This window comes from Halalkalibacter kiskunsagensis, from assembly GCF_037027555.1.
Taxonomy (GTDB): domain Bacteria; phylum Bacillota; class Bacilli; order Bacillales; family Bacillaceae_D; genus Halalkalibacter; species Halalkalibacter kiskunsagensis.
The window spans coordinates 1-16,662 of sequence record NZ_JAXBLX010000072.1; the positions used below are offsets into that span (position 1 = coordinate 1).

14 protein-coding genes and 1 pseudogene are annotated in these 16,662 nt (G+C 36.6%); 2 read left to right on the forward strand and 13 right to left on the reverse strand.

The genetic code is table 11. The features are described from left to right. Nucleotides 1-60: 60 nt before the first annotated feature. The 4 genes from SLH51_RS23410 to gndA all read right to left on the reverse strand — a co-directional run bounded on the left by SLH51_RS23410 (nt 61) and on the right by gndA (nt 6,177). Entirely contained in the window at nt 61-2,160 is a 2,100-nt protein-coding gene (locus tag SLH51_RS23410; RefSeq protein WP_335963985.1) for an ATP-dependent Clp protease ATP-binding subunit, read from the reverse strand. 129 nt (nt 2,161-2,289) lie between these two features. Further along, the gene (locus SLH51_RS23415) at nt 2,290-2,943 is read right to left on the reverse strand and encodes a YdcF family protein (RefSeq protein ID WP_335963999.1); all 654 of its coding nucleotides are present in this window, start codon (nt 2,941-2,943) and stop codon (nt 2,290-2,292) included. Between the two features lie 18 nt (nt 2,944-2,961). After that, nucleotides 2,962-4,650 carry a M3 family oligoendopeptidase gene (locus SLH51_RS23420; RefSeq protein WP_335963987.1) on the reverse strand — a complete coding sequence of 563 codons (1,689 nt, stop codon included), beginning with the start codon at nt 4,648-4,650 and terminating at the stop codon, nt 2,962-2,964. Between the two features lie 117 nt (nt 4,651-4,767). Next, nucleotides 4,768-6,177 (reverse strand): NADP-dependent phosphogluconate dehydrogenase, encoded by a 1,410-nt coding sequence (gene gndA, locus SLH51_RS23425; RefSeq protein ID WP_335963988.1) that lies wholly within the window; start codon nt 6,175-6,177, stop codon nt 4,768-4,770. A 363-nt stretch (nt 6,178-6,540) separates the two neighbouring features. Here gndA and SLH51_RS23430 point away from each other — a divergent pair, with 363 nt between their 5' ends. After that, entirely contained in the window at nt 6,541-7,035 is a 495-nt protein-coding gene (locus SLH51_RS23430; RefSeq protein WP_335964001.1) for a ribonuclease H-like YkuK family protein, read from the forward strand. A gap of 274 nt (nt 7,036-7,309) precedes the next feature. Here the strand turns inward: SLH51_RS23430 and SLH51_RS23435 are convergent, their stop codons facing one another. Next, nucleotides 7,310-7,546 (reverse strand): hypothetical protein, encoded by a 237-nt coding sequence (locus tag SLH51_RS23435; RefSeq protein WP_335963989.1) that lies wholly within the window; start codon nt 7,544-7,546, stop codon nt 7,310-7,312. 164 nt (nt 7,547-7,710) lie between these two features. Here SLH51_RS23435 and SLH51_RS23440 point away from each other — a divergent pair, with 164 nt between their 5' ends. Continuing rightward, nucleotides 7,711-8,016 (forward strand): hypothetical protein, encoded by a 306-nt coding sequence (locus SLH51_RS23440; protein WP_335963990.1) that lies wholly within the window; start codon nt 7,711-7,713, stop codon nt 8,014-8,016. A gap of 202 nt (nt 8,017-8,218) precedes the next feature. Here the strand turns inward: SLH51_RS23440 and SLH51_RS23445 are convergent, their stop codons facing one another. From SLH51_RS23445 to SLH51_RS23480, 8 genes and pseudogenes are all read right to left on the reverse strand, one after another. Next, entirely contained in the window at nt 8,219-9,643 is a 1,425-nt protein-coding gene (locus SLH51_RS23445; RefSeq protein WP_335963992.1) for a YfcC family protein, read from the reverse strand. A gap of 89 nt (nt 9,644-9,732) precedes the next feature. Continuing rightward, on the reverse strand, nt 9,733-11,046 hold the full coding sequence (locus SLH51_RS23450; RefSeq protein WP_335963993.1) for an allantoinase: 1,314 nt from the start codon (nt 11,044-11,046) through the stop codon (nt 9,733-9,735). A 731-nt stretch (nt 11,047-11,777) separates the two neighbouring features. Then, nucleotides 11,778-13,061 carry a peptidase gene (locus SLH51_RS23455; RefSeq protein WP_335963994.1) on the reverse strand — a complete coding sequence of 428 codons (1,284 nt, stop codon included), beginning with the start codon at nt 13,059-13,061 and terminating at the stop codon, nt 11,778-11,780. 15 nt (nt 13,062-13,076) lie between these two features. Next, nucleotides 13,077-13,745, reverse strand: a complete 669-nt coding sequence (locus SLH51_RS23460; RefSeq protein WP_335963995.1) for a 3-oxoacid CoA-transferase subunit B — start codon at nt 13,743-13,745, stop codon at nt 13,077-13,079. Next, entirely contained in the window at nt 13,730-14,428 is a 699-nt protein-coding gene (locus SLH51_RS23465) for a CoA transferase subunit A (RefSeq protein ID WP_335963996.1), read from the reverse strand. Before SLH51_RS23465 ends, SLH51_RS23460 begins: the two co-directional genes overlap by 16 nt. A 12-nt stretch (nt 14,429-14,440) precedes the next feature. Continuing rightward, the gene (locus SLH51_RS23470) at nt 14,441-15,772 is read right to left on the reverse strand and encodes an aspartate aminotransferase family protein (RefSeq protein WP_335963997.1); all 1,332 of its coding nucleotides are present in this window, start codon (nt 15,770-15,772) and stop codon (nt 14,441-14,443) included. Between the two features lie 115 nt (nt 15,773-15,887). Further along, complete coding sequence (locus SLH51_RS23475) at nt 15,888-16,163, reverse strand: YokU family protein (protein WP_335963998.1); 276 nt, start codon at nt 16,161-16,163, stop codon at nt 15,888-15,890. Further along, a pseudogene (locus SLH51_RS23480) lies at nt 16,160-16,662 on the reverse strand (lysine 2,3-aminomutase); the annotation flags it as partial. The pseudogene SLH51_RS23480 and the gene SLH51_RS23475, both read right to left, overlap by 4 nt.

Below are 16,662 nucleotides of genomic sequence, written 5' to 3' on the forward strand. Positions count from 1 at the left end.
GGTATTTACCTTTTTGGCTCTAAACAAGATAGATAACTAAACTGAAAATTCAAACAACATTTATGCAACACTAGTGACAGTAATAGAATCTAATTTTTTGTCACTGTTAACGATCAAAGTTGAAATTTGATCTTCAATGTGTTCTTGAATGGCGCGGCGAAGTGGGCGCGCTCCAAAGGCTTGGTGGTAGCCTAATTCAGCAAGCTTTTCCTTTGCTTCGGCTGCAACTTTCATTGATATGCCTTGTTCCATTAGTGTTCTTTGTAAATCTTCTAGCATGATATTAATAATTTTAATTAAATTAGTTTTTTCTAAGTGTGTAAATTCAATAATTGAGTCGATGCGGTTTAAAAATTCAGGCTTAAAATAATCTCTTAAGCTTTCAAGGATGCTTTGAGTAGCTAGTACACTTTCACCTTCTGTCTCATTGAATCCAATTGCAGCTAATTTTTTATCCGTAATTCCCGCATTTGAAGTCATAATAATTACTGTTTCAGTAAAATTCACTACTTTTCCTTGACTATCAGTTAGACGTCCATCTTCCATAATTTGTAGAAACATGTTCAGGACATCCGGATGCGCCTTTTCGATTTCATCTAAAAGAATAATTGAATACGGATTTCTACGAACTTGTTCGGTTAATTGGCCAGCTTCATCATGCCCCACATATCCAGGTGGAGAGCCAATTAATTTGGAAACAGAGTGTCTTTCCATGTATTCACTCATATCAAGACGAATCATAGATTCTTTGCTTCCGAATAATTCGGCTGCAAGTGTTTTTGTTAACTCGGTTTTTCCTGTTCCAGTTGGGCCAACAAATAAGAAAGAAGCGGTTGGACGAGCTTTCGGTTTCAGGCCTACACGAGCTCTAAGAATTGCTTTTGCAACTATTACTTTCTTCGCTAAATTTGATTGTAAGTCTTTCATTATTGATTTCTCAGACTTTTGCAGTTTCTTGACAGGAATTCCTGTCCTTTTCTCAATGATATCTTGGATGTGCTCGATTGTTACTTCTTGTACTGGTTCTATGACATCATTTTCCAACTTTTTTTTAATGTTTGCTTCCTCGTCGCGCAGCTTTGCAGCTTTTTCATAGTCTTCTTCCTTTGTCGCGTTTTTTTTCTCAACAAGAAGATCTTCTAAACGTTTTTGTAGTTTCCCCTTGTCTGTAACCCCTTGGATTAGGTTTAATTTTGATCCTGCTTCATCAAGTAAATCAATTGCTTTATCTGGTAAGAATCGATCTTGAATGTACCGATCAGATAAGGACACACATGCTTTTAACACTTCATCAGAGTATTTTACATTATGATAATTTTCATAGATAGGTCGAATTCCTTTAAGAATATCCAACGCTTCATCCGTTGTAGGTTCTTTAACGTGTACAGGCTGGAATCGACGTTCTAATGCTGAGTCCTTCTCAATCATTCGGTATTCTTTTAATGTCGTTGCACCGATAATTTGAAACTCTCCTCTAGCTAATGCCGGTTTTAAAATATTTCCTGCATCCATCGATCCTTCTGAACTTCCTCCAGCACCAACCACCATATGAAGCTCATCAATAAAAAGAATCACATTTTCGCGCTGCTTGAGTTCAGCAACTAGTTGTTGCATTTTTTCTTCAAATTGTCCTCGGTAGCTTGTTCCAGCTACCACCGAATTAAAGTCTAATACATACAATTCTTTATTAAGTAGCTTAGTTGGAACATCTCCATTGACAATCTTTAAAGCAAACCCTTCAGCAATCGCTGTTTTCCCTACGCCTGCTTCTCCAATTAAGACTGGATTGTTTTTAGAACGACGGTTTAATACCTCAATGACACGTTCAATTTCTTTATCGCGACCAATGACTGCATCAATACGTCCTTGTTTTGCTTCTTCTGATAAGTTTCGTCCATGCTGGTCCAGAAAACCATTTCTTCCTTGATTAGGAGCTGCTTGTTTTACTTGTTTTTGTGTATATCCGTTAGCAGTATTATCTGCATTTGCTTGTAGGAAAGCTTTAAAAAAGTCGTCAAAATGAAAAGATGACATTTCATAAGCACTTTGTGTTTGAGCATAGCAATCTGAACACAAAGCAATCTGTTTCTTTGATTGATTGATCGAGATGTTCATCTTGACATTCGCTTGGTTACTTTGGCATTTTTCACATAAAAACATCGTTATTCCTCCTTTTGACTTTGACTAACTTTGACCTTTTATATAAAAAGAAAAGCCATTTCAGGCTGTAATGTCATCATGTGACTATGTCTATTATATTTGACCTTCTTTGACTTTTCAAGTAATAAATTATAAATCAATGATTTTTGTTAAAAAATACTTTGTTAATGCTAAGTGTTCCCTAATATATGACTGAAAAATAACCGATATCGGTGCTTTTGCTGGTAACCCTCGTACATTGAGTTCATGATCGTTTGCAATGAGAGTAGCGCGATACAAGTGATAGTCATTTGTCACGATGATTCCGACTACAGACGAATCAGGTATGTGCTCTTTTGAAAATGAGATATTTTCAAAGGTTGATGTTGATTTATTTTCAATTTTGATTCTTTGTCGATCTATGCCCTCTTCTATTAACGCTCTTTGTATCGCTTCTGCTTCTGATATTTCTTCTCCAGGTCCCTGACCTCCAGAAGCAATGGCGATGGTATGCTGGTTTTCTTGCAAATATTTTGCAGCCACTTGAATACGATGAAGAAGTGATACGGATGGTTCAGTGCCTTTGACTCTTGCTCCTAGAATAATTAAATACTCACTGTTGTCCGGCACTTCCATTTGGCTGTATCGGTACATTTGAATTTGATTAACCATGATATAAAGGAATATCAGAGGTGCAATAATAATAACAGCTAGTAACATGATCTTTTTCAGCTTCACTTTCGTTCCAGTCCATTCTCTATTTTGATTTCTATAGAAATAGATCTTATTAAAAAGAGTTGTCACAGACAACTCTTTTCTCCCTTATAACAATTCTAATTCTGCTTCAACAAACTTCATGAGGTCTTTGATCATTGATTCTGAGAAGTCAAAGTGAATACCCGCCTCTTCATATACTTCAGGCAATGATTTAGACGACCCAAGAGAAAGAGCTTGCTTATAGTTTTCTAGTGCTCCTTTAGGATTCTCTCGAAATTGTTTATACATTTGAACAGCACCTAATTGAGCAATGACGTACTCAATATAGTAAAATGGCACTTCGAATATGTGTAAGACTCTTAACCAAGAAGCTTGTTGCCATTTTTTTGATCCACTCCAGTCAACAACTTCTGAATCCAGCTCAATCATAAGTTCTTGGTATTTTTTATTTCGCTCAGAAGCTGTATGATTTGGATTCTCATAGATCCAATGTTGAAACTGATCAATAACCATCCCTTGAGGAAGAAAATTAATAATTCCTTTTAAATGCTCTTTTTGAGCTCTTTTTAAATCTTGCTCATCTTTATAAAACAAACTCCATTGGTCCATCGTCAGAAGTTCCATTGACATACTTGCTAACTCAGCTGATTCCATCGGTGTTTCTCGATAATCACTTATAGGTTGCTTTCTCATAAGATCGTTATGAATACAATGGCCCATTTCATGTAGCAAAGTAATCATGTCATCGTGTGTTTTAGATGCATTCATAAAAATAAATGAAAGTTGCGATAAGGGAAGCGGAGAACAAAAACCTCCTGGAGATTTCCCTTTCCTGCTGTTCAAATCAAGCATCCCTCTTTTGCTCATTGTCGTTAATAACTCACCAAACCGGGGATCTAAATTATGTAAGATAGTAGTCGAATGTTGGATAAGCTCCTCTGTCGTTGAGAACGGCTGTAACGGTTTTTGACCATTTGGAACTGCTTGCAGGTCCCAAGGTTTGTACTGCTCAATTTTTAATTCAGCCATGTGCTCTTTCTGTAGTTTTTCTTTTAATGGTTTTACGTACTTTCGAATCGAGTCCGCAAGCTGCTGACAATCCTGCGGAGAATAGTCAAAGCGTTCATATTTTTTAAACATATAATCACGATAATTCGCAAGTCCTGCATTTTTTGCTTTTTGATGACGAATAACAATCAATTCATCCATAATTTGTTGAAGGATGGTTTCTTTAGAGAGAATTGCTTCTGAAATTAATGTAACGGCTTTTTTTCTTGTTTTTCGATCAGGATCTTGTATGTACGGTGCTAATTCACTTATTGTTAGCTCTTTCTCTTCCCACTGAACCGTAAGTGCTCCCGTAATTTCAAAATAATTCGTTGAAAGACTATCTTCTTTTACTTCAAGTTCAATGTTCTCTGTTCGGAAAATCTCTCTTGCATTCATCTTACTTTTAATTAATTGTTTATAAAAAGAAGGATTTAATTGGTCTTTCACCTTCAGCTCTAAAAACTTTTCATCAAGCAAAGAAATATACTTTTTAAATAATGGATCAATGACCCTTTGATCATGTTCGAACATTCTTTTTGCTTCTTTTGAATTACTTGAACATTGAAATTCAATGTAATGTCCAGACATTGCTTCTTCAATTACATCATAAAGCTCCGATTGTTGCTTCAACCACACCTCTAATTCTTCGACTGTATCAATTGGTTGTTCTAATAATGTCTTAAAAGACTTTTCAACAACTTCTGGTTCTTGGAAGTCTAGCGCTTCAATATAAAACTTAGACATTTTCCAACCTCCTCTTCATGTAAACATATCGTATCAAATAATCCGCTGTGAATATATAACAATTCCCCCGAAAAAAAAGGTGATTTCGAACGAGTCGAATCACCTTTTTGATGTTGCTTATTTTTCCATCCAATTTGTATGGAATACGCCTTCTTTATCAATACGCTGATACGTATGAGCTCCAAAATAATCTCTTTGAGCTTGCAAAAGGTTTGCAGGAAGTGTCTCTGTGCGATAGCTGTCATAATAAGCTAATGCGCTAGCGAGTCCCGGTACCGGAATTCCTAATTTAACTGCTGTCGCTACAACGTCACGTGCAGCTTCTTGGTAGTTTTCAACAATATCCTGGAAGTATGGATCAAGCAATAAATTTGTTAAGTTTGCATCACGATCGTATGCTTCTTTAATGTTCTGTAAGAAACGCGCTCGGATGATACAACCACCTCTAAAGATCATGGAAATATCGCCTAGGTTTAAATTCCAGTTATACTCTTCAGAAGCAACTTTCATTTGTGCGAAACCTTGTGCGTATGAACAAATCTTACTTAAATATAAAGCTTTACGAATCTTTTCTACAAATTCTTTTTTGTCGCCTTCAAATACTGCATTAGGTCCACGAAGAATTTTGCTTGCTTTCACTCGTTCCTCTTTCATTGCAGAGATAAAACGCGAGAAAACTGATTCAGTAATAATTGATAATGGCACACCAAGATCAAGAGCACTTTGGCTTGTCCACTTACCAGTTCCTTTTTGTCCAGCAGTATCTAAAATCACATCAACCATAGGTTTTCCTGTTTCATCGTCAACCTTTGTAAAGATATCCTTTGTGATTTCAATTAAGTAGCTATCAAGTTCACCTTGGTTCCATTCATTAAATATCTCATGTAACTCTGGTGCACTTAATCCTAGTACATTCTTCATTAAGTGGTAAGATTCACAAATCAATTGCATATCACCATATTCAATTCCATTATGCACCATTTTCACATAATGACCAGCACCATCAGGACCAATATATGTACAACATGCATCTCCACTAACTTTGGCTGAAATATCTTTTAAAATTGGCTCAACAAGATCATAAGCTTCTTTTTGTCCGCCTGGCATAATAGAAGGTCCTTTAAGTGCTCCTTCTTCACCACCAGATACTCCTGTACCAATGAAATGAACCCCAGACTCAGCAAGTTCTTTGTTTCTGCGACGAGTATCTTCAAAAAATGTATTTCCACCATCAATTAAAATATCGCCTTTTTCTAGATGTGGTAATAATTGTTCAATTGTTGCATCAGTTGCAAAGCCTGCTTTTACCATTAACAAGATTTTTCTTGGTGTTTCAAGAGAAGAAACAAATTCCTCAATGCTATATGTACCAACTACATTCTTACCTTCTGCTTCTTTCAACATTTCTTCCGTCTTATCTGAAGATCTGTTGTAAACTGAAACTCCATATCCTCTGCTTTCGATGTTTAGTGCAAGGTTTCGACCCATAACTGCAAGTCCGATAACCCCAACTTGTTGTTTGCTCATCTTCTACCACTCCTAATTAAGACTATCTTTAGTTTGCTCAAGCTTTACCCAATACATAATTATTTTCTCACAACAATTATTTTTCGGATAGAATTTTTTTTGAATTCTCTATTTATATTACTATTCCTACTAGTAACTCGCAAATAATTTTACATAAATCACTCCGACTTACTTTTACTTAGCCATTGTGTAATGCTAAAAAATTAGTACTACTATGGCCAAAATTTGATTAAAGATAACCGTTCGTACTACTAATTGCAGATTCTCATGCATAAGATGGTAGTACATCTAAAAACTGTAGGTGATCATTTGAAACGACATGACATAATCCAATCCAAGTTTCAAAATTTACAAGAAAAAAATATGTCTTTTGAACAAGTGTTCAGTCGAATCCTTAAATTCATGAGAATTAAACCATGTGGCAACTATCGGTTAATGGTTGGAACAGATTCCCAGGTTCATGCAAAGTGTACAGTTTTCATTACCGGAGTTGTTATACAAAACACTGGGAAAGGCGCTTGGGCTTGCATCCGAAAAGTAACAGTTCCGAGAAAAATGTTGCATTTACATGAACGTATCTCATTAGAAACGTCGTTAACCGAAGAAATTGTTTCGATGTTTACAGAACGTAAAAAGAACGACATGATTGAAATTGTATTGCCATATTTGTATCAAGGAGCTACATTTTCTATTGAAGGGCATATTGATATTGGTTCTGGCCAACGAAATAAAACAAGAGAGTTTGTTCAAGAAATGGTTACGAGGTTAGAAACAATGGGAGTTGAACCAAAAATAAAACCCAATGCCTTTGTTGCTTCAAATTATGCTAATCGATACACCAAAAAGGCAGGGGGGTGACCCTTGTAAATGCATCTATATTGTAAACATTCTTTTTTCGTCTGAACCTCTTCTTCAATTCAAATAACATCCTACTTTATTCATAATACTTTTATTTGTGCTAATGTCAAGGATAAGTATGAATTTTCTGTTTTTATCATTACAAATAACCCTATTTTTAGAGGCTACGGAAAAAAATATTTTTGGGCCACTGTTCACCTGTATCAGTGACCTTTTAAACAACGTACGGAGCTAATGCCAGTTTCTTAATGGACGTTTTCAGTGGATTCTATATTTAGGGGCTTTCTGTTTTTTTCACTTTCAATTGCTCTTCCTGTACGGTTAATCTCTTTTGAATTAGCTTTTGTTTAGTGAAGTTATACAGCAATAAACTTACAATCAAAACAACAGCTATACCTGTTGCTAGCCAAACATTATGTGTAGCCCACTGGATGATGATGTCGTACCGAGGAATGACCCATAAAACACTAAGAATCAATGAGAATATAACTATTTTCAGAAAGTCTGACATGATTTGTATCTCCCTTTAAATGATTGTCCATTTCATCTATATGAAAAAGGGTCAAAAACATGCCGATTAGATTGCTTAACCTTCTACTTTTTTTTTACGTTTTTCCTATATGCAGCATGTTAACATCATGGTATGATATTTCTACTTAAGAAGAAGGTGGAAAAATGAATATTATCCTACTGATAACAAGTGTTGCATATTTGTTTTTAAACACCTCTCATTTTCAATTCTATGAAGCCACTGGATTAGAATACGAATTTATATCCGTTTCTAAAGAACTTCAAATTTCTGAATCAACAGATCCTAAAGAGCCTAATACAAAGTTAGAAGAAATAGCATTTGCAAGTACTCTTTTTTTCCCCTTATTTATAGCAATCAATGAAAAACTTAATCTTGTAAAATTAAAATATTTTTTACTTGCTGTCTTTTATCAATCGAATTATTTTCAAAGTTATTCTTATTCCTCATAACTTTTTTCGAGAGGAGGAAACAGAATGCTTTGGATTCGTTTAATTGCAATTGTAATATTTTCAGCAAGTGCATTTAGCATCTTTTTATATCAAGGAATTGAGTTCACACATGCAATGTTTGACTTATGGAAAAACAAAGCGTAGTCCAATAATTAAGAAAGTCGTGCAGAGTTTTTTTCCCGCACGACTTTCTTGATTTAGTTTAAAATGGTCCCCAGTTAATCGCATGAGCAATTAATAAAAATACACAACCAATTAAGAACCACACAATTAATAGTGGGAATATGAACTTAGCCCATTTCCCATAAGAAATCCCTGCAGCTGCGATTGTGGCCATAAAATAACCTGAAGTTGGGAAGATAATATTTGATAACCCGTCCCCAACTTGGAATGCTAAAATTGCCGTTTGTCTCGTTGTTCCCACTATATCTGCTAAAGGAATCATAATCGGCATTGTAATTAAAGCTTGTCCGCTGCCCGATGGAACAAAGAAATTAAACAATCCCTGTGTTGCTAACATACCTAAAACCGTAATCGATGAAGGTAAGCTACTTACGACATGGGATAACCCATAAATAATTGTATCGATGATTTGACTTTGCTCCATAACAACAGCAACCCCACGTGCAACTCCAATAATCATCGCTCCAAGCAACACATCACGGAATCCTTTATTAAAGGAATCACTAATTTGATTACCAGACATTCCCGCAACGATCCCAACAATGACACCCATTGCTAAGAAATATCCCGCGAGCTTGATAAAGTCCCATTGATGAGTTAACACTCCATAAATCATACCTATAAACATGATGATAACGGCAATTCCGGCAAATTTTTGTCTAGTTGAAATCGAGTAATTTTTTTCTTCATAAATATGTTGTGAAACAGTTTCTTTTAAGCTCTCAGCAACCATTTCTGGATTTTTCTCTAACTTTTTTGCATAACGAATTAGAAACAAAATACCAGAAAAAATAATTGCCAGTAAGAGAAGGAATCGATAACCTGCTCCTGAATAAACGGGTAGCTCCGCTATTTGATGGGAAAGTCCTACTGTACCTGGATTCGTCAGTGCGGCTAAAAATCCTCCTGTTGTTGAAATTAAAGCCACTCCAGCTGCCATCATTTTATCGTAACCAAGTTTTATCATTAACGGAATTAAAATTGGTACGTAGACTAAAGCTAATTCAGGTGTTCCAATAAAGGCAGTAATAATCGAAAATGTCACTAACAATACAGGTATAATCAAAATCTTTCTTGTTATAAATGTTCTAGTAAGTCGATCAACACCAAAATGGATAATTCCAGTATCCTTCAGAACCATAAATGCTCCACCAATCATAAATGTGAAAAAGACAACAGAACTTGCGCTAACCATTCCTTGTGGAATAGCCGTTAAAAACTCCATGATGCCTATAGGAGTAGATTCAATAAATGAAAAAACATCTGGATTGATCATCATTCGCCCCATTGGACCTTCTACTCGCTCATATTCACCAGCGGGTATTATATACGATGCGATGCTCATGATTGCAACAAACAAAATAAGAATGACATAAATATGTGGAAATTCAAATTTTCTTTTCCTTTGATTAACTTCTGATGTAATAGGCGTCTCTGTCCTCATGTTCTCCACTCCTCTTTCTTCTACAGGCAACTATATATTGATCTTTTTTCAAATAGTAACAATGTTCAGTTATTTACCCTTTTAAAAAACTATTTTTTGTTTTCATAGACGATTTGCCCACGAGATAACGTATAATTCGTTTTCCCAATAAATTGCTTTCCAATGTAAGGACTAATCTTATATCGGTAGTAAAGATCTTCTTTTATTAACGTAAACTCCTTCTTTAAATCGACCAATGTTAAGTCAGCGTCTAAACCAATTTGTATAGATCCTTTTTTAGAAGTTAATCCAAATCGTTTTGCAGGTTGATAAGCTGTTACTTCAGCAATTTTCGAAAGTGATATTCCACGCTTGTGATATCCTTCTGTTAACATGACGGCTAACGTACTTTGACAGCCTGCAATTCCACCCCATACATCAAATATAGTTTCTCCCTTTTTTAACTCAGGCGGAGAAGGAGAATGGTCCGAACTAATCATATCGATATCACCATGTTTAATTGATTCCCAAAGCATCTCCACCTCTTCTCTTTCTCTTAAAGGGGGTGCACATTTAGCTGTAGCACCAATTTTCTCAAATTCATCTATTGAGAAAGCTAAGTAATGTGCACAAGTTTCAACCGATACATTCACACCTTTTGCCTTTGCTTCTTTGATACGCTCAATTACACGAGCGCTGCTAACATGAACGATATGTATATTACACCCTGTTAATTCCGAATAATTGATTACTCTCTCTACAGCTTCAACTTCAGATATAATAGGGCGGGATTCACAATAATCACGAATAGAAAAACGCTTTTCGTTGATTGCTTTCTCTGTTAGGTAATTAATCATTTCATTTGATTCAGCATGCAGCGCTAATATAGAACCTAATTCAGCAATCTTCTCCATCCCTTTCAGTAAGGTCACGTTATCAGCATACTGAAAATCGTCTGTGCCACATTCAGACATAAATGCTTTAAAACCTATCGCACCTTCTTCATGTAAACTGTTAAGGTGATCTAGATTGTCAGGTACCAACCCACCCCATAAACGGTAATCTACCACCGCTTTTTCATTTGCCAATTGTAGTTTCTTTAAAAATTGTTCCCTCGTTGTCGTTGGTGGATTGCTATTTAGAGGCATATCAAAAAATGTTGTTACTCCCCCAGCCGCTAAACTTTTGCTTCCTGTTTCAAGTCCTTCCCAATTGTCTCTCCCCGGTTCGTTAAAATGTACATGAATATCAATTAATCCAGGAAAAATATGCAATCCTGTTGCATCAATGATTTCTGCATCACTTGATTCAATACTACCCGGTGTACAAATAGCAACAACTTTCCCTTCACGAATCCCTATATCCGCTTGAAAAACATCCTTTTCTGTTACAATTGTTCCAAATTGAACAACGGTATCATACATATAAAAGCTCCTCTCTGCTCCATTTACTAATTTGTAATGAGTGTAAAAGATTATTCTTAAAACTTCATTGGATAAATGAACTAAATAAATAAAGAGAAATTAGTTATAATGTATAAAATCTGTTAGGAGGTTATTGAGTAACTTGAAATACTAGCTGATGATTCAGTTTTATCAGACGTTTTCAAATATTAAATCATTCATGTTAGAAAATATAACAATATTTTTGACTTGTAATCATATAAAGCGCTTTCTTGAAAGATATTCCTACCTTTCATTATTTTTAAGAAGTTGACGTGACCAAAAAGAGGGTGCTTTGCTACTCGTTATTGATGTAAGATAGTTCAAGTAAATCATCATTTTTTGAGGTAACTTATATCTAACCATTTTCGGCATAAAAAAGAGACGAATACGTGGAGAATAAACATAATAACATCAAATAAATTGTTAACTTACCTTACAAACTTTGATGTTTTTACGTCTTTAGACCACGGTCGTCTCTTTCAGATTTGTTTTTTCTAACTTCTGGTACTAATCTATCCATTAAAATCATGAAATGACTTTACATGTATAACATTTGTCTTTCGTATATATGTTGTAATCCAATTGGGTACGTGAAATTATCATTCGTCGATCTTACTGTCAGCAATTTCAACTATTAACCCAAATAAATGTACGCAAGAATGGGAAAGTCACCTTTCATTCTTACTATCCTTTCTCTGTTTAGCTTAGCTTTAATTCAGCTCAATCCCACACCAATCTAATAACGTCAAAGCGATGATTTCTGCTGTTTCAAAAACTTTGTTTAACTCAATGTATTCATTAGGGAAGTGAGCCTTTTCGGTTACACCTGGTCCAAAAACAATGGATGGTGTTTCTCCTACATTTGTTAAGAGCCCCCCATCTGTTCCCCATGGTGAAGCTTCTATGACAGGATCTTTCTTTAACACAGACTGATAGTTTCTAGACAAAGATGCTACCAATTCATGATCAGTTTGTATGGAGCCTGGTAACCATCTTGCTCCAAACCATTCTAATTTCAGTGGATACTGCTCAAACCACGGATCAACCTCACTTATTCTTTGAAGCCAGTTCTCCATTTCTTTTTTTGCTTCTTCCATCGTTTCTTCTGGTGAGACGCCCATTCGACCTTCGATCTTCACAAGATCTGCAACAGATGATGGCCAATCCCCTCCCTCAATTTTTCCGATATTTATCGGAATAGGGATTGGAATCGTTTTATATAATGGGTCTGTGATCCGTTCGTTTCTTTTGTTCTCCAGTTCACGAATATGATTTACAACAAACATACTCTTCTCAATTGCACTTACACCTTCGTAACGCGTTCCTCCGTGTGCTGAACGACCTTTAACATGAAGTCTGAACCACATGGACCCTTGCTGTTTAGGGAAGATTTTCATATTTGTTGGTTCGGGGATAATGGCAGCATCAGCTTTGTATCCTCGTAAAATACTCGCTAATGTACCAGATCCACCACTTTCTTCTTCAATGACACTTTCAAAGATGACGTCTCCTTTTAATGTCACATTCAGTGCTTGCAGGACTTGAATGGCGAGGAGAAGAGAAACATTTCCTCCTTTCATATCGGTTACGCCTCGTCCATACATTTTTCCGTTTTCAACTTTTCCACTATATGGATCATGCGTCCACTGGTCTCGGTCCCCTTCAGGCACAACATCAACATGCCCATTTAGAATAATCGAGCGGCCTCCTCCTGTCCCTTTTAATCGTCCAACGACATTCGGACTACCTTTGAATTCCGTTCGTGAAGAAGCAAAATATGGATTTTTTTGTAATTCATTTTCATCAGGATCCCATACATCTACTTGTAAGCCCATATTTGTTAACGTTCGAATAATGATGTTTTGACAAGCTGCTTCGTTACCTTGTGTACTTTTAGCTCTTACCAATTCTTGAAGCAAATGAATTCCACTTTTTTTGTTTGCATGTAACCATTTTTTGATGAGAGCTTGAAAGTCTTTTCTTTTTTGAGCCATATTTCACCCTCCTCTCTACATATGTTTCACAAATTTAACTTTATTTGTTATTTCAAGTTTCGCTCCAGTAGCTAAAGAGACTTCTTCGATTGTGTATGGATCCATGACTTCCTTTAACAGCAACCCTGTTTCTGTTACTTCCATGACAGACATATCCGTTATGATCATACTGACACAGCGTTTGGCTGTCAGGGGAAACGTACATTCTTTTACAATCTTTGGTTCTCCGTTTTTACTTGTATGGTTCATGACGACAATCACTTTTTTGGCTTTTTTAGCAAGCTCCATTGCTCCGCCAATTCCAGGAACTCGTTTTCCTGGCACAATCCAATTCGCTAGATCGCCTTGCTCACTTACTTCTAACCCTCCCAAAATGGTAATATCTAAATAACCGGATCGAATTATTCCAAACGCTGTAGCACTATCAAAATAAGAGGCGCCAGGTACAACGGTTACAGGAAAACCAGCTGCATTACACAAGGTTGGATCTTCTTTTCCTTTGTTAGCTGACGGTCCCATCCCAAGAATGCCATTCTCTGCTTGAAACATCACATCTATTTGTGGAGCAAGATGATTAGGAACAAGTGAAGGAATTCCAATTCCTAAATTCACAATCATACCATTGTTGATTTCTGCAGCTGCTCGTTTAGCAATTCGTTCACGAACATTCATTCCCATGCCCATTTCCAATCTACTCCTTTGCTTTTCACAACCATATTCACAAACACTCCTGGCGTGACTATTTCAGCGGGATCTAGCTCACCGAGTGGCACAATCTCTTCAACTTCTGCAATCGTCACCTTTCCTGCCATTGCCACTAAAGGATTGGTATTACGTGCACTTGTTTCATAGATTAGGTTCCCGAATGGATCTGCTTTTTTGGCGTACACGATGGAGACATCTGCTGACAATGCCGTTTCGATTATAAAGGCTTTTTCATTAATTATGACTTTTTGTTTTCCATCTTCAATTATGCTATCAAGGCCGATATCCGTTACTATCCCCGCCAATCCGACTCCTCCTGCGCGAATTCGCTCTGCCAATGTTCCTTGTGGAGAAAATTCAACTTCTAATTCTCCATCAACCATGAGTTGACCTGCAACCGGATTAGAGCCTATATGAGAAGCAATTAATTTCTTTGCCCTGCCTTGACTCACAATTTTCCCGATGCCAATATGGGGAAAACCAGCGTCGTTTCCAATCAAGGTTAACTCTCTTACATTTTTCTCAATTAAATGCCCAATGATTGTTGGTGGATTTCCCACTCCACCAAAGCCACCAAACATTAACGAACATCCATCTGTTATACACGCACATGCTTCTTCTATCTTTTTGATTTTATTATGTGGTTGCTTGGTTGGCTGCATGTTTACGACCTCCTATCCACTTTGTACCTCGAGTAATGTCTCTTCAAAGAGACGAACTAGTTCATTGATTTCTTTGTTTGATATAATAAATGGGGGAGCGATTATAATCGCATCACCATGAATGCCATCCTTTCCTGCTTGGGCAGGGTAAATCAACAAGCCTTTCTCTTTAGCTATTTTTACCACTTGATTAGTGATATTCATTTGTCTTGCAAATGGTTGCTTTGATTCTTGATTGTCTACAAACTCCACCCCAATCATTAGACCTTTTCCACGAATATCACCAATCATCGGGTATTGTTTTTTTAGATCGTTCAATTTTTTTAGTAAATAGAGACCTTTTTCGTGTGATTTTTCCACTAATTTATTCGTTTCAATGAATTCTAGAACAGCTAAAGCGACTGCTGCAGATTGGGGATTAGCACTATACGTATGACCACTCATTATTGACTTAGATCCGTCTAAGATCGGTTTCATGACCTTGTCACTCGCTATAGCTGCTGCGATCGGTGTATATCCTGCACTCATCCCTTTGCCGAGCGCAATGATATCTGGTTTCACGTTCCAATGATCGATCCCAAACATTTTCCCAGTCCGGCCTATTCCAGTCATCACTTCATCAGCGATAAATAATATATGATACTGGTCGCAAATCTTTTTAATTTGTTGATAGTAACCATCTGGTGGAACAATCACTCCACCGGCCGCTCCGACAATTGGCTCGGCAATAAACGCAGCAATGTGATCAGCACCTACACGGTGAATCGCTGTTTCAAGTTCGTGCGCACAGGCCAATTGACAAGATGGATACGTTTTTTGAAACGGACAACGATAACAATATGGAGCAGAAACACTTGGATATTCTTCTAAAAGTGGAATAAATCGTTCTCTTCGCGTTACATGGCCTGACATTGACAATGCCCCAATTGTGATGCCATGATAGCTCACCCATCGTGAAAGAAGCTTATTTTTCCGATAATTTCCTTGCTCTTGCCAATATTGAATGGCTATTTTCATGGCAGTTTCTGTTGCTTCTGATCCGCTATTTACAAAAAACGACCAATAGTTTGTGTCCGTATTGATCATTTCATTTAGCTTCAATGCCAATTGTTCAGCTGGATCAGATGTAAATTGGGACCGATAAACAAACGAAACTTTTTGTGCTTGAGTATAAATGGTATTAATAATTTCAGGATTCGCATGACCAATACTAGCTGTTACAGCACCCGATGAACCATCTAAATATTTTTTTCCAGTGTCATCATAAATGTAAACTCCTGCACCTTTAACAGCTACAGGATATGTTTCATCCATTACTGGTTTAATAAGCAATGAATCTTTCACAAAAATCCCTCTCTTCTTATGAAGGACATACTTTTTTTCTAAAATGTCAATCCGTAAGCTTGGTCGCTATATGTGATCATCCCCCATCAAATTGGGGAATGACCGTTTGAATCATCTAGTTAAATCGAAAGTAATTTCTTTTTAATAATTTTGGTTGGTCCATTAATTCGTTATAAGAAATGCTTTTTCCAATTTTTGTCGTATCAATTAACATTAAATGATCTTCTAACTCATTGATAACGTCTTCTGACTGATATTCCATTCCGCAGGCATTACATTGAATTCCAGGTGTGGTCGTAATCTCAATTGCTCGGGTACCATCCGGAAGCTCCCAATACACGGTACAGGTAATCGATTCTATTTCTGGCTCCTCGCACCATTCACAACTCATCGTTTACACTCCTTTTTTTGATCTGGATCTGAGTTATCAATATTGTACTTTTTCAATTCAGCTTGGTATTTTTTCTCTTTTAATTGATTACGCTTCTCACGTTTATCTTTCAAAGTCGAATAAGATTCATTCTGCTGATAATCAGATCTACGATTATATCTTTCTAATGACTTTGGAATTAAGGTTCTTTGTTCATCGTTTAATAGCGATGATATCCCTGTATTTGATTGTTTCTCTTCATAATTGTTATAAATTTCACTAAAATACTCATCTGCACGTCCCGCTACATACCCTTTTGGTTCAGGGTAGCTGGTGATGACTCCTTCAAAGTTTCGGAGTACAATTTTCTCTGGACTTTGTGAGATCATGTAATTCGGTTGTAGTGTGATTTTCCCTCCACCACCAGGTGCATCAACTACGAATGCAGGTACACTATATCCAGACGTATGACCGCGCAACCCTTCAATGATTTCCAGTCCCTTAGAAATAGGAGCTCTAA

Coding starts and splice junctions, on each gene's coding strand:
- SLH51_RS23410 (WP_335963985.1), bottom strand. CDS start 2,160: ATGTTTTTATGTGAAAAATGCCAAAGTAACCAAGCGAATGTCAAGATG.
- SLH51_RS23420 (WP_335963987.1), bottom strand. CDS start 4,650: ATGTCTAAGTTTTATATTGAAGCGCTAGACTTCCAAGAACCAGAAGTT.
- gndA (WP_335963988.1), bottom strand. CDS start 6,177: ATGAGCAAACAACAAGTTGGGGTTATCGGACTTGCAGTTATGGGTCGA.
- SLH51_RS23430 (WP_335964001.1), top strand. CDS start 6,541: ATGTCTTTTGAACAAGTGTTCAGTCGAATCCTTAAATTCATGAGAATT.
- SLH51_RS23435 (WP_335963989.1), bottom strand. CDS start 7,546: ATGTCAGACTTTCTGAAAATAGTTATATTCTCATTGATTCTTAGTGTT.
- SLH51_RS23440 (WP_335963990.1), top strand. CDS start 7,711: ATGAATATTATCCTACTGATAACAAGTGTTGCATATTTGTTTTTAAAC.
- SLH51_RS23445 (WP_335963992.1), bottom strand. CDS start 9,643: ATGAGGACAGAGACGCCTATTACATCAGAAGTTAATCAAAGGAAAAGA.
- SLH51_RS23450 (WP_335963993.1), bottom strand. CDS start 11,046: ATGTATGATACCGTTGTTCAATTTGGAACAATTGTAACAGAAAAGGAT.
- SLH51_RS23455 (WP_335963994.1), bottom strand. CDS start 13,061: ATGGCTCAAAAAAGAAAAGACTTTCAAGCTCTCATCAAAAAATGGTTA.
- SLH51_RS23460 (WP_335963995.1), bottom strand. CDS start 13,745: ATGGGCATGGGAATGAATGTTCGTGAACGAATTGCTAAACGAGCAGCT.
- SLH51_RS23465 (WP_335963996.1), bottom strand. CDS start 14,428: ATGCAGCCAACCAAGCAACCACATAATAAAATCAAAAAGATAGAAGAA.
- SLH51_RS23475 (WP_335963998.1), bottom strand. CDS start 16,163: ATGAGTTGTGAATGGTGCGAGGAGCCAGAAATAGAATCGATTACCTGT.